Annotated in this window: 14 protein-coding genes; 5 read left to right on the top strand and 9 right to left on the bottom strand. The window is 67.4% G+C overall.

All coding sequences use genetic code 11. The annotated features are described in order from the left end of the window. Positions 1–39 precede the first annotated feature (39 nt). Together AX672_RS04825 and AX672_RS04820 are read left to right on the top strand one after the other, a co-directional pair. Positions 40–690, top strand: coding sequence for an ATP-binding cassette domain-containing protein (locus tag AX672_RS04825; protein WP_066649062.1), 651 nt, complete (start codon positions 40–42; stop codon positions 688–690). Next, the gene (locus AX672_RS04820; protein ID WP_066649059.1) at positions 687–2,078 is read left to right on the top strand and encodes a hypothetical protein; all 1,392 of its coding nucleotides are present in this window, start codon (positions 687–689) and stop codon (positions 2,076–2,078) included. The genes AX672_RS04825 and AX672_RS04820 overlap by 4 nt, the downstream gene beginning before the upstream one ends. Positions 2,079–2,080: 2 nt before the next feature. Here the strand turns inward: AX672_RS04820 and moaC are convergent, their stop codons facing one another. The 5 genes from moaC to AX672_RS04795 are packed head-to-tail and all read right to left on the bottom strand — an operon-like array spanning position 2,081 to position 6,024. Next, positions 2,081–2,548, bottom strand: coding sequence for a cyclic pyranopterin monophosphate synthase MoaC (gene moaC / locus AX672_RS04815; protein WP_066649056.1), 468 nt, complete (start codon positions 2,546–2,548; stop codon positions 2,081–2,083). Beyond that, positions 2,545–3,330 carry an indole-3-glycerol phosphate synthase TrpC gene (trpC, locus tag AX672_RS04810; RefSeq protein WP_066649055.1) on the bottom strand — a complete coding sequence of 262 codons (786 nt, stop codon included), beginning with the start codon at positions 3,328–3,330 and terminating at the stop codon, positions 2,545–2,547. The genes moaC and trpC overlap by 4 nt, the downstream gene beginning before the upstream one ends. Further along, positions 3,327–4,322, bottom strand: coding sequence for an anthranilate phosphoribosyltransferase (gene trpD, locus AX672_RS04805; RefSeq protein WP_066649052.1), 996 nt, complete (start codon positions 4,320–4,322; stop codon positions 3,327–3,329). The genes trpC and trpD overlap by 4 nt, the downstream gene beginning before the upstream one ends. Beyond that, positions 4,319–4,903, bottom strand: a complete 585-nt coding sequence (locus AX672_RS04800) for an anthranilate synthase component II (RefSeq protein ID WP_066649049.1) — start codon at positions 4,901–4,903, stop codon at positions 4,319–4,321. Before AX672_RS04800 ends, trpD begins: the two co-directional genes overlap by 4 nt. Before the next feature lie 26 nt (positions 4,904–4,929). Further along, positions 4,930–6,024, bottom strand: coding sequence for an alpha/beta fold hydrolase (locus AX672_RS04795; protein ID WP_066649047.1), 1,095 nt, complete (start codon positions 6,022–6,024; stop codon positions 4,930–4,932). A gap of 101 nt (positions 6,025–6,125) precedes the next feature. On the opposite strand from AX672_RS04795, the gene AX672_RS04790 reads away from it, so the two are divergent. Next, positions 6,126–6,533, top strand: a complete 408-nt coding sequence (locus AX672_RS04790) for a hypothetical protein (RefSeq protein ID WP_168727337.1) — start codon at positions 6,126–6,128, stop codon at positions 6,531–6,533. Positions 6,534–6,611: 78 nt separating this feature from the next. Continuing rightward, a complete protein-coding gene (locus tag AX672_RS04785; RefSeq protein ID WP_066649042.1) occupies positions 6,612–6,935 on the top strand; it encodes a hypothetical protein in 324 nt (107 codons plus the stop codon). Between the two features lie 57 nt (positions 6,936–6,992). Here AX672_RS04785 and AX672_RS04780 read toward each other — a convergent pair whose 3' ends face one another. Together AX672_RS04780 and AX672_RS04775 are read right to left on the bottom strand one after the other, a co-directional pair. Then, positions 6,993–8,504: an anthranilate synthase component I family protein gene (locus AX672_RS04780; protein ID WP_066649039.1), complete on the bottom strand. Its 1,512-nt coding sequence runs from the start codon at positions 8,502–8,504 to the stop codon at positions 6,993–6,995. 5 nt (positions 8,505–8,509) lie between these two features. After that, positions 8,510–10,462, bottom strand: coding sequence for a peptidylprolyl isomerase (locus AX672_RS04775; protein ID WP_066649036.1), 1,953 nt, complete (start codon positions 10,460–10,462; stop codon positions 8,510–8,512). Between the two features lie 125 nt (positions 10,463–10,587). On the opposite strand from AX672_RS04775, the gene tpiA reads away from it, so the two are divergent. Next, positions 10,588–11,322 (top strand): triose-phosphate isomerase, encoded by a 735-nt coding sequence (gene tpiA, locus AX672_RS04770; RefSeq protein ID WP_082730383.1) that lies wholly within the window; start codon positions 10,588–10,590, stop codon positions 11,320–11,322. Between the two features lie 4 nt (positions 11,323–11,326). Here the strand turns inward: tpiA and phnX are convergent, their stop codons facing one another. Next, positions 11,327–12,139: a phosphonoacetaldehyde hydrolase gene (gene phnX / locus AX672_RS04765; protein WP_066649030.1), complete on the bottom strand. Its 813-nt coding sequence runs from the start codon at positions 12,137–12,139 to the stop codon at positions 11,327–11,329. After that, the gene (locus AX672_RS04760) at positions 12,136–13,263 is read right to left on the bottom strand and encodes a TIGR03364 family FAD-dependent oxidoreductase (RefSeq protein ID WP_066649028.1); all 1,128 of its coding nucleotides are present in this window, start codon (positions 13,261–13,263) and stop codon (positions 12,136–12,138) included. The genes phnX and AX672_RS04760 overlap by 4 nt, the downstream gene beginning before the upstream one ends. Between the last annotated feature and the right edge of the window lie 61 nt (positions 13,264–13,324).

Here is a 13,324-nt window from a genome sequence, read left to right as displayed (position 1 = left end):
GGCTTGCCTGGGCTGTATCATCTGTATAATACACCTATCATGACTATGCACCTCGATGATGTCGCCAAATCCTATGGCCGCAAGCAAGTGCTCGACGCGGTGACGATCGGCCTGCCGGTGGGGCTGACCTTGCTGGTAGGTCCAAGCGGCGCGGGCAAATCGACGCTGCTGCGGCTGATCGCCACCGCCGAGAAGCCAAACAGCGGGCGGATCGAATGGGACGGCACGGCGCTGCCCGGCGCGCGAGGGTCGTTGCGGCGGGTGCTCGGCTATGCCCCGCAAGCCGTCGACTTGCCGGAGGACCTGACCGCGCGCGAATTCGCGTTGCACATCGCGGCGCTCAAAGGCCTCGACCAGGCCGCCGCCGACCGCCAGTTCGCCGCAATCACCGACGCGATCGGGCTGCACCCCGACATCAACCGGCGGATCTCGACCTATTCGGGCGGCATGCGGCGGCGGCTGATTTTCGCGCAGGCGCTGCTCGGCGCGCCCAGACTGCTCGCGCTCGACGAGCCGACCGCCGAGCTCGACGGCGAGACCGCGCGGCGGGTCGGGGCCTTGCTCATCGAGCGTGCGCAAACGGCGGCGGTGGTGATGACCACGCACCTGGCCGACGAACTGACACCAAACGCGCGCCAGGTGCTTCGGGTCGATGGCGGCCATGTGATGCAGGCGTCTCTGGTAGCATGAGCGGGCTGGCGATTGCGCGATCATCGCTGACCACCAGCCTCAAGCGTTATGCGCGCAGTTGGGGGCTGTGGCTGGTGCTGCTGGCGGGACCGATCGGCGCGCGCTTCATGGTCGCGCGCGATGACGGGACCGGCGTGCAGATCGCAATCCGCAATCATTTGCCGATCATGACGTCGGGCATGCTCGGCGTGTCGCTCGGCATCGTCGTGACGACGCTCTTGCTGCCGCTCGGCTATCTTTACCTGCGATCGAACGTGACGCGGCGGCAGCCGTGGCAGATCGAGGAAGTCAGCGCAGCCGCGCGGGTGCCGATCGCGCTCGGGCGCTGGGCCGCCGACGCTTGCGTGATGCTCGGGATGCTGGCGACGCTGACCATTGCGGGGTGGTTCCTCGGCTGGCTCATCGTGTCCGGGCCGCTCGATCTGGTCGCGATCAGCTGGACGCTGTGGCTGATTGCGGCCCCTTCGCTGCTGGGGCTGGCAGCCATCCGCATCCTTTTCGATGCGCTGCGGTTCACGCGCGGCGCCTGGGGCGATGTGGTGTTCTTCATCCTCTGGCTCGTCAGCATTGCCATGCCCGCCGCCGTCAGCGATCAGCCGACGAGCTTTGCGGTCAACATGTATGACTTTCCCGGCTTTGTGCGGCCGATGGTCGGGACGGCGCCTTCGTCCGGCCCGGATTTCTCGATTGGCTCGACGAGTGATCTGAGGCCGGGGCGAGTGCGGCTCGATGTGTTCGAAGGGCTCTATGCCGAGGGCTATATCGCGTCGCGCCTTGCCTGGGCGGGGATCGCCGTGCTGATCGCAGCGTTGGCGGGGCTGCTCTACCAGCCGCATATGCTGCGCCGCAAAGGCCGGGTCGCCACGGCAGTCGATCGATTACTGGCGGCGGGGCCACCGCCTGCCGTGATCGCCGGTGCGCCGCCCGCACCGGGCACCGCGTTGCCCTTTGCCGGGCTGGTGCTCGGCGAGTTCCGGCTGATCGGTTCGGGACGGCTGTTCCTGCTGGCGGCGGCAGCAGCGGCGATGGCGGGGCTGGCGGCGGACTATCGCCATGTCGGCAGCCCGGCGGCGCTGCTGGTGCTGGTGTTCGGGCTGGTCGCGCACGGCGGGCGCAGCGAGGCGCGCGGGTTGCTGGCACTGACGCAGACTGCAGTCCAGCCGCCGATGCTGCGGCGCGTGGCGTTCTTGCTGGCGGGAATCGGCTGGGCGGTACTGCTCGCGCTTCCCGCCGCGGCGATCCGCTTTTCCGTCGAGCCGCTGGTGTTGGCGCTCGCGGTCGGCGCGGTCGCTTCGGCGGTGGCGATGACGCTGGCGACGATCAGCAGGTCGGCATTTGCGCCAAGGCTGGTGCTGCTCGTGCTGTGGTACGGCTATTTGTCGACTTGACGTCAGGCGCGATAGTCGCCCGATTTTCCGCCGGTCTTGGTCAGCAACCGGATGTCGCCGACGACCATCGCCTTGTCGATCGCTTTTGCCATGTCGTAGATCGTCAGCAGCGCGACGCTGGCGGCGGTCAGCGCTTCCATCTCGACGCCGGTGGGGCCAGTGCAGGCGCAAGTGGCAGTCACGGTGACGCCGCTCGCGTCGGGGGCGAGGTCGATCGTGACTTTGCTGAGCGGCAGCGGATGGCAGAGCGGAATCAGCTCGCTGGTGCGCTTCGCAGCCATGATTCCGGCGACGCGGGCGACAGCGAGGACGTCGCCCTTTTTGGCGGTTCCTTCGGCGATTGCGGTAGCCGCTTCGGGCGACATGGTGATGCGCCCGGTCGCCACGGCTTCGCGCGGCGTCGCGGCCTTGGCGCCCACATCGACCATGCGCGCGGCGCCCGCGTCGTCGAGGTGGGTGAGGCCGCTCATCCGAGCAGGGCCCGCGTTGCTGCCTCGACATCGTCGGCGCGCATCAGCGCTTCGCCGACGAGGAAGCATTTGACGCCGCGCTCGCGCATCGCATCAAGATCGGCACGCGTCGACAACCCGCTTTCGGCAACGAAGGTGCAGCCTTCGGGCGCACGTTCGATCAGCTCGTAGGTGCGCTCGAAACTCACCGAGAAATCGCGCAGGTCGCGGTTGTTGACGCCGATCAGCCGCGACTTGAGCTTGAGCGCGCGGTCGAGTTCCTTCGCGTCGTGCACTTCGACCAGCACGTCCATGCCGCAGTCGATTGCAGCGGCCTCGATCTCGGCAAGCTGGTCGTCGTCGAGCGCGGCCATGATCAGCAGGATCGCATCCGCCCCGATCGACCGTGCTTCGGTGACTTGCCACGGATCGACCATGAAGTCCTTGCGCAGCACCGGCAGGTCGCAGGCATTGCGCGCGGCGGTCAGATAGTCGTCGGCGCCCTGGAACCAATGTTCGTCGGTCAGCACCGAAAGGCAGGCGGCGCCGCCGGCCTGATAGGCGCTGGCATGGGCGGGCGGATCGAATGCCTCGCGGATCACCCCTTTCGAAGGGCTTGCCTTCTTGATCTCGGCGATGAGCGCGGGGCCGGATGCCGCGCGCGCGTCGAGCGCGGCGCGAAAGCCGCGCGGCCGACTCTGTCGGGCGATCCCGGCGTCGAGCTCGGCGACCGAAATACACGCCTTGCGCGCGGCGACTTCGGCGCGCTTGGTTTCAAGGATGCGGTCGAGGATGTTGGTCATTGATAGGCTATCCAGCAATCGAGCAGCGTATTGGCAAGCCCGTTGTCGAGCACTTCGCGCGCTTCCTCGATACCGTTACGCAGGTCGGTTGCGTGACCGGCCAGAAAGAGTGCGGCGGCGGCGTTGAGCAGCACCGCGTCGCGATAGGCGCCGGTCTCACCCTGCAACAGGCGGCGGAGCGCGGCGGCGTTATAGGCGGGATCGCCGCCCCGGATCGCCGCGATCGGATGGCGGGGCAGGCCAGTATCTTCAGGCGTCACGCGGGCGGGCGAGGCAATGGCACCGACGCTGACGACCACGCTCGGCCCTGCGCCCGAGATTTCGTCGAGCCCTTCCTCGCCCGACACGACGAGCGCGGCTTCGGTGCCGAGCTGGGCGAGGGCATCGGCATAGACCGGGGCGTAATCGGGGCGGGCAATGCCGATCAGCTGACGGGTGACGCGCGCCGGGTTGGCGAGCGGACCCATCAGGTTGAAGATCGTCCGCTTGCCGATGCGTTTGCGGATCGGGGTGATGCGCGCCATCGCCGGGTGGTGGTTGGCCGCAAACAGAAAGGCAATGCCGATGTCGCGCAACGACGCTTCGGCCAGCCGCCCGGCGCGCGCCATGTCGAGCCCCAGCGCTTCGAGCGTATCGGCGGCGCCCGCTTTGGATGAGGCGGCGCGGTTGCCATGCTTGGCGACCGGCACGCCGCAGGCAGCAACAATCAGCGACACGGCGGTCGAGACGTTGAGTGTATGGTGCCCGTCACCGCCGGTGCCGCAGACGTCGACTGCGCCGGCGGGCGCTTCGATGGGGATCAGCCGCTCGCGCAGGGCACGCGCCGCCTCGGCGATTTCGGTCGCGGTCTCGCCGCGCTGGCTGAGCGCGATCAGGAAATCGGCGATCGCCTCTTCGCTGGTGCGCGCGTCGAGAATGTCGGCAAAGGCCTGCGCAGCGGCGTCGCAGGACAGGGGCTGCGCGGGATCGGGCAGCGCGACATAGGCGCTCACGCGAGCGCCTTGGGCCGCAACCCGGCGAGCGCCATGAAATTGGCGAGCATCGCATGGCCATGTTCGGTGGCGATGCTTTCGGGGTGGAATTGCACGCCGTGGATAGGGAGCGTCGCGTGGCGGAAGCCCATCACCGACCCGTCGTCGGCGGTCGCGTTGACGACCAAGGCGTCGGGTGCGCCTTCGACGATCAGCGAGTGATAGCGCGTCGCGGTGAAAGGCGATGGGAGACCAACAAACAGTCCGCTGCCGTCATGGCTGACCGGCGAGGTCTTGCCGTGCATCAGCCCGCCGCGCACGACCTGGCCACCGAAATGCTGGCCGATCGCCTGATGGCCGAGGCACACGCCGAGCAACGGCTTGCCCGCATCGGCGCAGGCCGCGACCAGATCGAGCGACACACCCGCGTCGTTCGGGGTTTTCGGCCCCGGCGAAATCAGAAAGGCATGGGCGTTGCTGGCGAGCGCTTCAGCGGCGGTCAGCGCGTCGTTGCGCACCACCTGCACCTCGGCGCCCAGTTCCATCAGGTAATGGACGAGGTTCCAGGTGAAGCTGTCGTAATTGTCGATGACTAGGATCATGGCTTTGGGATCATGGCCGACCGCCCTTAGCGGGCAGCGGCAGCCGGGGGAAGGGGTGGCCCAAAGGCTTTCTGGGCGAGCAGTTTGGCGAGATCGGCTTTCCAGAATTTGGCCCAGGTGTGCGTGCCATGCCCCTTGGTGTCGGCACTCGCGGGGATCAGGATGAAGCGGGCGCGCGGCATCCGCCTGACCGCCTTCTCCGCGAAACCGAGTTCGGGCGGGTTGATGAAATCATCGGCCGAATTAATCCACAGGACCGGCACCGTGATCTTTTCTAGCGCGCCCGACGGATCATAGTTGCGCGAGGAGTCGATGTAATAGAGCGCATCATTGGCGTCGATCCGGCTCGCTCGCGCAAAGGCGGTGTCGAGCGCGGCCTCGGTCGCGGCGCGGGTCGGGAATTGCGTCTGCGCGGCGATCGGGTTGAGCCCGGCAAGGATCAGCAGATCGGCGACGGTCCGCACCCCGGCAGCGGGCTGGGAGGTGTAGGCGCCGTTGGCCCATGCGGGATCGGCCTTGATCGCGTCGATCGCCATCTTGCGCCACATCCGGTTACGCCCGGCAAGCGGCACCGGATTGCATGCGAACGGCGCGAGCCGCTCGGCGAAACCGGGGAAAGTCTCGCCCCAGACGAACGCGTGCATGCAGCCCATCGACGTGCCGAGGATCAGCTTGAGCCGGGTGATGCCCAGCCCTTCGACCAGCAGCAGGTGCTGGAGCGCGACCATGTCGTCGTAATCATAGCGCGGGAAGGCCATTCGCAGCCCGTCGCTCGGCTTGGACGATCCGCCATGGCCGATATTGTCGGGCAGGATCACATAGGTATTGGCGAGATCGAGCGGCGCGCCGGGGCCGTAAAGTTCGTCGGCGAACTGCGGCACGAGGAAATTCTTGCCCGAGCCGCCGGTGCCGTGGAGCACCATCACGGCATTGTCGATCTGCCCCTTCGCGTCGCGGTGCGGCGTGCCGAGCGTCGTATAATGGATGCGGACTTCGGCCATGGTCTCGCCCGTCCCGAAGCGGACATCGCGCGCGACAAAATCGCCTTCGGTCGTGGGCCAGGGCGCCGCAAGGGCAGGGGACGCGATGAGCGCAGCCAGCGCGAGGATCAGGCGGAACATGCCGCGAGCGTATCAATGCCCCGTGCCCGGTCAAGCGCGGCTTGTTCAGCCGTATGAAAGAACCGATATGCGAGGCTGTCGCCCTACCGAGGAGATATGCGATGTTGCGACCGTTGATGATTGCCGTGCTGCTGTCGCTGCCGGTTGCCGCCGTCGCGCAGGATGCGAGCCTCCAGAGCCAGCCGCCCGAGCGCATCCGCTCGATCCTGCTAAAGCCGGGCGAGACCTGCCCGCCGGCGCGCGACGCGAACGAGGTCGTAGTCTGTGCGCCGATCGAGGCGCCTTACCGCATCCCGCGTGAATTCCGTCAGGCGCCCTATACCCCGGCGTCAAACAGCTGGGTAAACCGCGTCGAGACGATCGATCAGGTCAGCCGCGTCAATGGCGCCGTGCCGGGGAGCTGCTCGGTGGTCGGCTCGGCAGGTTTCAGCGGTTGTGTGCAGCAGATGATCCAGAACTGGGCGGCCGAGCGGCGCCAGGCGAAAAAGGATGCGGTGGGCGAGCGGTGAGCTCTGCGTGGCCGTTGCCTCGGCATCAGGCGGAGCGCTATTCATTGACTTCAGCCACGGCGATGAGAACGGTATCCCATGCTCATCAAACGGCTCTTCATGTTCGGCTACGAGTCCCCGGCTGAAGCGGACCAAAATGCCCGTCATGGCTGGGACGATGAATCGAGCGCGGGCGTCTGGATTGTCAGCCAGTCCGATGACGATGCGCTGAACTGGGGCCGAGTTGTCGCCGAGCGATTCGTTTGTTGGCTGTTTGCAGACAAGGATGATTATTCCTGGGCCGACGCGGGCTTCGCGCATTGGATCGAGAGCGACCCGACGGCTTTGGCGGCAGCAAGCGAGCTCCCCGTCGTTACCGTTGGTGAAATGCCGGATTTCGAAGCGTTGTCGGGCGAAAGGTAACGTCACACGTCGCTTGCTGTTGCGGGGCGCTTGGCCGCGGTGGCGTCACCAGCGAATCTACTGCCCGAAGCCGACCCCGCCCGCGCGCGCCATCGCCTCGCGCGCCGCTGCCAGCAGCGCGCCCGCTTTCGCTTCGCATTCGCGCTGCTCATACGCCGGGTCGCTGTCGGCGACGATGCCGGCGCCCGCTTGCGCGTGCATCATGCCGTCCTTCACCACGGCGGTGCGCAGGACGATGCACGAATCCATCGATCCATCGGGCGAGAAATAGCCGACGCCACCTGCGTAGGCGCCGCGCGCTTCGGGCTCGAGTTCGGCGATGATCTCGCACGCACGCACTTTCGGCGCGCCGCTGACCGTGCCTGCGGGGAAACCTGCGAACAGAGCGTCGATCGCGTCGTGGCGCGGATCGAGTGTGCCGACGACGTTCGAGACGATGTGCATGACATGGCTGTAGAATTCGACGCCATAGCTGTCGGTGACGCGGACCGACCCTGCGGTTGCCACGCGCCCGGCATCGTTGCGACCGAGGTCGAGCAGCATCAGATGCTCGGCGCGCTCCTTCGGGTCCGCCAGCAGGCTCGCGCGGTTGGCTTCGTCCTCGGCTGGGGTTGCGCCACGTGGACGTGTGCCCGCGATCGGGCGGATCGTGATCTCGCCATCGCGCACGCGCACGAGGATTTCGGGGCTCGATCCAGTCAGCGCAAAGCCCGGCAGGTCGAGGTGGTAGAGAAAGGGGGAGGGGTTCACGCGCCGCAGCGAGCGGTAAAGCTCGATCGGCGGCAGCGCGAAGGGCGCGGTGAAACGCTGCGCGAGGACGACCTGAAAAATGTCGCCCGCAACGATGTAGTCCTTGGCGGCTGCGACCATCTCGCCATAGCGTCCGGCAGGCAGCACCGGGGTCAGCACAATGTCGTGGATTTCGGCACGGACAGGCGGCGGCACCGGGGTGGTCGCGAGCCGAGCCGCGGTAGCCTCGATGCGCTCGGCTGCCGCCGTGATCACATGGTCTGGATCGCCGCCTGGCCAGACCGGCGCGACGATGAACAGCGCGTCCGCCAGCCGGTCGAAGATCAGGATCACCGTCGGCCGCACGAACATCATGTCGGGCAAGCCAAGTCCGGGACCCGCCGCGCGCGTTAGCCGCTCGACCAGACCGACCGTTTCATATCCGAAATAGCCGACCAGACAGGCCAGCGCGCGCGGAAGTTCGGGGGGCACGTCCATCAGGCAGTCGGCAACCAGTGTGCGCAGCGCCGCCAGCGTCGGTTGCGGGCAGGGCGCAAAGGCGTCACGATCGGTCAGCCACTGCGAGTTGATCTCGGCCCTTTCTCCGGCCGCGCGGAAAACTAGGTCGGGGGCAAGGCCGATCAGGCTGTGACGGCCACGGATGGCGCCGCCTTCAACCGATTCGAGCAGGAAATCGCCGCGCCCGGGCTCGATCAGCTTGAGTGCGGCCGCAACCGGCGTGTCGGTGTCGGCGCTCTGGCGATGCCACAACAGCGCCGGACGCCCGGCGGCAAGCGCGGTGCGCGCCGCGGCAACGCCGTTCGCCGTACTTCCCGCCATCGCGGTCAGGGTGCCGTGCCAGTCGTGCCGAGCAGCTCTCGCCGCACCCGAGCGATCACATCGTCGTGCTTGGTGACGCCGATTTCGGCGCGCATCGCGGCGATGAACTGGCGGACATATTCCGTGCCGAGCACGCGGGCGAGATCGTTCTGCTGGGCGCGGACAACCTCGGGCTTGCCGCGCGCGTCGCCGGGCTCGATCGCGTCGAGATAGACGATGAGCCAGCCAGCTGCGTTGGGCGCCTCAAGAATCTTGGCAGTGCGCGGGGCGAGCGTGAACATCAGCGCGAGCGGGGGCGGCGCGTTCTGCCCCGACGCCTGTAGCTGGGCGCGGCTGGCCGCAGCAGGCTCGATCGCGGGCAGCGACAGCTTGGTTGCCTTCAGCGCCTCGGCGAACGGCGTGCCGCCATTAACCTTGCGAACCACATCGACTGCGACGACGCGAGCGGCCCGGCGCGCGCGATCGATCGTGAAGTCGCGGGCGATCGCTTGGCGCAGCTCTTCCGGCGGCGGCGGCGCGGCGGCGACAACCTTATCGACCGCGACAACGGCAAAGGCGCCGTCGGCGCTGGTGGCAACGACCTGCGGGCCGTCGCTGGCCTGTGCCGCAAACGCCGCCTTCATCAGCGGGGCGAGCGCGGGATCGGGCTTGGCCGCCGGGTTGGCCGGATCGGTGCCATCGGCGAGCAGCGGTGCGGTCGTCATCGTCGTCAGCTTGTTGTCGGCAACGATCTTGGCAAAGGTTGCGCGCGCGTCGACCGCGTCGTTGATCCGGTTGGACAGATCAGCCATCGCCCGCTGCGTCTTGGTGGCCGCAACTTCCTTGGTCAGCTCACCGCGAACCTGATCGAGCGTCTTGGCCGCAACCGTTTCGACTTCATCGACATGCGCGACCGTCCAGCCGAGCGGTGCCTTGACCGGGCCGAGCGTCGCACCCTTCGCCGCACCGAACACCTGCGCCGCAAGCTCGGGACCCGAGGCACCGGCATAGGCCTTGCGCTCGACACCGGGCAGCTTGGCAGCCGAAAGGCCAAGCGCCTTGGCCGCATTGTCGATTGGCGTCCCTGCCTTCACCTTGGCGGCAAAGGCATCAGCGGCTGCCTTGTCGGCGAGCACCACTTGTGAAATGCTGCGCTTCTCGGTTGCGGCAAAACGGGCTGCCTGCGCGCGATAGGCGGCAGCGATCTCGGCCTCGGTCGGTGCCGCACTGGCCTTCAGCGTATCGGGCGAAACCAGCGCATATCGGATCGCGCGCCGCTCGGGGATGATGTAGCGCGCGGTGTTCCGCTTGTAAAAGGTCCGAAGCTCGTCGGCGGTCGGCAGCGCGCCGGCGCCAATCGCGCGCGTCGGGATGAAGGCGATCGACCCGCGCCGCTTTTCGAGCAGCAGATCGGCATAGGGCTGGGCAACCTTCACCGGCACCTGGCCGGCGCCACTGGTCGGCGCGGTCAGCTGTTCGATCAAGATGCTGCGGGCAATATCGGTGCGGATGTCGGCATCGGTCAGCCGCCGCTGGGCAAGCAATTGTTCGTACACTTTCTGGTCGAACTTGCCGTCGATGCCCTGCAACTGCGGAATCGCCGCAAGCCGCGTGTCGATCGCCTGTTTCGACACCGTCATGCCGTGGCGCCGGGCGAATTGTTCGAGCACCTGACCATCGATCAGACGGTCCACCGTGCCCTCAAACCCGCCGCCGTCAATGAATTGCTGCACGGTAAGCGTTGGCTGTTGTGCGCGGAAATTCTCGACGTCGGCCTTGACCCGGCGCGCGAGTTCGCCCGCTGTGATGGTCGTCGGCCCGACTTTGGCGATCGGCGCGCTGTCCTTTCCTGACCCGGCGCCATCGCGCCAGCTCGAAATGTCGCTCAGCGCGAACAGCACCACCAGCATCGCAATGGCCAGCATCGTTATGGCCACGCCAAGGCGCGAGTTGATCAGGCGGCGGAAGAAACTGAGCATGCGATCTTTCTGGAATAGGCGAATGGCGCTCCGCTTTAGGGGCGGTCGCGGGCAGCTTCAAGCTTGTGCGATGGCGGTTGCGCGCTATCGGGGACGCTGAACGCTCAGTCAAAAGGGAAAACAGCATGCGGCGGTTGATTGCCGGAAACTGGAAGATGAATGGCAACCTCGCGGCGCTGCACGAGCTTGATGCCATTTCCAGTGCGACCTTGGCGCATCCTGCAGTCGATGTGATGGTGGCGGTGCCCACAACCTTGATTGCGCCTGCCGCCGCGCGCGTGCCGACGCTGGCGATCGGGGCGCAGGATGTCCACGCGCAGGACAGCGGCGCCCACACCGGCTGCATCTCGGCCGCCATGGTCAAGGAAGCCGGTGCGCGCTTCACCATCGTCGGCCACAGCGAACGGCGCGGCGATCAGGGCGAGACCAGCCAGGATGTTTGGGCAAAGGCCATGGCCGCGCGTCGCCACGGCCTGTCCGTGATCCTCTGCGTCGGCGAGACCGAGGCCGAGCGCGACGCCGGGCGGGCAGCGCGAGTGGTGCAGGCACAGATCGAAAAATCGGTCCCTGATGAGGCCGCGGGCGACTGGCTGACGCTCGCCTACGAACCCCGTTGGGCGATCGGCACGGGACGCACCCCGACGATGGACGAGATCGGCGAGATTCACGCAATCGCGCGCGCAAAGCTGCGCATGTTGATCGGTAACGCGGCTGATGGCGTGCGGCTGCTCTATGGCGGGTCGGTGACGGCCGCGAATATCGGCGAGATTCTCGCGGTCGGCGACGTCGACGGCGTGCTGGTGGGCGGGGCGAGCCTGACTGCCGCCAAATTCGTGCCGATCATCGAAGCGGCCGCCTGACCGGTCAGGGGCGAGGGCGCTCGCCATTGTCGATGCGGCGGGCGATCGTGTCGATCACCGGCCAGAGATCAGCGACGCTGTCGATGACATAATCGGCGCCCGCCTGGTCCAGCACCGTCGCCGAACGTGCGATCGCGGCGGCGCGGTCTTCGGGCGAAAGCGCGTGGAGTGCTTCATAATCGAGCCCGACGCTATTGCCCGAGGCAGCAACTCCGACCGTCCAGGCGCCTGCCGCGCGCCCTTCGCCAATCCCGACGGGCGCATCATCAACCTTGATGCACGCCCAGGCCGGCCAGGTGCCGAGTTCGACCAGCGCCTTCCACAGCATCAGCGGGGAGGGCCGGCCCGCCGGCGTTTCGCCCGAACAGATCACGACTTCGGGCGCATAGCCCTGCTCGGCGGCGAGCGGCAGGATGTCGGCCATCATCGGACGGGTGTAGCCCGTGCACGAGCCGATCCGAATGCCCACGTCGCGCAGTTGCGCCGCGAGCGCTGCCGCGCCGGGGATCAGCGCGGCACAATCGCTGGCGGTGACGCGCATCATCGGTTCGACCGCGTCATGCAGGGCGCTCACATCGGCCTCGGTCGGCGCTTGACCATGCAGGTCCTGCCAGCCAGCGGCGATCCGCGGCATGGCGAGCAGCGCGCGGATATGATCGCGCTTGGCCCGCCCCATGTCGGCGCGCGCTTCCGCCTCCGTGATGCTCAGCCCTGCCTCGGCAAAGGCCATTTGCAGCGCCAGCACTGGCGCGCGGCTGCCATGGTCGATCATCGTGCCGGCCCAGTCGAGCACCACAGCTTTCACCGAATGAGTCATGCGGCACTTCCTTCGTTGGCAATTTTGGCAAGGACTTCCTCGGCCAGCGCAAAGGCCGTCGACGCGCCGGTGCCGCTGGTCACGACGACCAGATGCACGCCGGGCAGCGGCTGGCAGACATGGCTGTGGCGATCGGCCGAGGCATAGGTCCCGGTCCAGCGCTCGATCACGGGCGGCACGGTGCCGAAAACCGCGCGGAATTCGTCGAGAATCAACGCTTCGACGCGCGCATCGCCGAACGGGTCCGGGGTCGGCGCATAATGGTGGCTGTCGCCGACCACCAGACTGCCGTCGGCTGACTGAGTGACGATCAGGTGGATGCCCTGTGCGAGGTGATCGCCCTGTTCGGCGTCGAGCCGCGCGCGCAGGGGTGTTGTCGCGGGCAGCGCGGCATAGCCGAGATAGCGGACCAGGCTGAGGTCGGACATGATCGCGGCGGGCAAGCGATAGCCGGGCGCCGCCAGCCGCAGCATCTGGAGCTTGCAGCGCGTGATGCCGGCGAGCGCATCAGGGAAGAGCGTGACGAGATCATCGCCCGGACAGACGATGATGGTGTCGGCGCCGATTGTCCCTAGGGTGGTCTGCACCGCACCAGTAGCGACCTCCCGGACAGCGACGCCGCGCAAGAAGGCGACGCCGTGCCGCTCGTGCAGCCAAGCCGCGAGCTTGGGGATGGCAGTGCGCGATTCGACGCGGATATCGACGCTGCTCGTCAGCACGCCTTCAAGCCGCGCGGGATGGATGTCGCCCAGCAGGCGGCGGGCGGCTGCGCCGTCGTGCCACGCGCATCCCTCGGCCATGTCAGTCGCAAGAAACGCCGCGCAGACGGCGTGCGCTTCGGGTCGCTGCGCGATCATCGCGAGCCCGTGATGCTCGATCGCGATTCCGGCGGGTCCGGCAATCTCGAGCCAGATGTCGCGGGAGCGGCGCGCGCGGCGCCACACCGCGCCCTGCTCCTGCCCGGTGACCGTCACGAACCCGAAGTTGCGGATCGACGCGCCATTCGCTTGCGCGTCACGATCGATGACAACAACGCGCGACCCCGCCCGGACCGCCGCCAACGCATGCGCCAGCCCGACGATTCCGGTGCCGACGATCGCCACGTCGTAACGGCTGTGCTGCACTTCAATCTCCTCACGCCATCATCGCCTTCGCGGCGGCTACCGATCGATTGCCCTCGACTTC

The sequence above is a fragment of the Sphingomonas sp. CCH10-B3 genome (assembly GCF_001556185.1).
GTDB lineage: Bacteria > Pseudomonadota > Alphaproteobacteria > Sphingomonadales > Sphingomonadaceae > Sphingomonas > Sphingomonas aquatica.
This window is presented reverse-complemented; position numbering and strand designations above follow the sequence as displayed.

Excerpts from the sequence above, each read along its gene's own strand:
- AX672_RS04775 (WP_066649036.1), bottom strand. The coding sequence starts at position 10,462 with ATGCTCAGTTTCTTCCGCCGCCTGATCAACTCGCGCCTTGGCGTGGCC.
- tpiA (WP_082730383.1), top strand. The coding sequence starts at position 10,588 with ATGCGGCGGTTGATTGCCGGAAACTGGAAGATGAATGGCAACCTCGCG.
- AX672_RS04800 (WP_066649049.1), bottom strand. The coding sequence starts at position 4,903 with ATGATCCTAGTCATCGACAATTACGACAGCTTCACCTGGAACCTCGTC.
- AX672_RS04780 (WP_066649039.1), bottom strand. The coding sequence starts at position 8,504 with ATGGCGGGAAGTACGGCGAACGGCGTTGCCGCGGCGCGCACCGCGCTT.
- phnX (WP_066649030.1), bottom strand. The coding sequence starts at position 12,139 with ATGACTCATTCGGTGAAAGCTGTGGTGCTCGACTGGGCCGGCACGATG.
- AX672_RS04820 (WP_066649059.1), top strand. The coding sequence starts at position 687 with ATGAGCGGGCTGGCGATTGCGCGATCATCGCTGACCACCAGCCTCAAG.
- AX672_RS04825 (WP_066649062.1), top strand. The coding sequence starts at position 40 with ATGACTATGCACCTCGATGATGTCGCCAAATCCTATGGCCGCAAGCAA.
- moaC (WP_066649056.1), bottom strand. The coding sequence starts at position 2,548 with ATGAGCGGCCTCACCCACCTCGACGACGCGGGCGCCGCGCGCATGGTC.
- AX672_RS04785 (WP_066649042.1), top strand. The coding sequence starts at position 6,612 with ATGCTCATCAAACGGCTCTTCATGTTCGGCTACGAGTCCCCGGCTGAA.
- trpC (WP_066649055.1), bottom strand. The coding sequence starts at position 3,330 with ATGACCAACATCCTCGACCGCATCCTTGAAACCAAGCGCGCCGAAGTC.
- AX672_RS04795 (WP_066649047.1), bottom strand. The coding sequence starts at position 6,024 with ATGTTCCGCCTGATCCTCGCGCTGGCTGCGCTCATCGCGTCCCCTGCC.
- AX672_RS04790 (WP_168727337.1), top strand. The coding sequence starts at position 6,126 with ATGTTGCGACCGTTGATGATTGCCGTGCTGCTGTCGCTGCCGGTTGCC.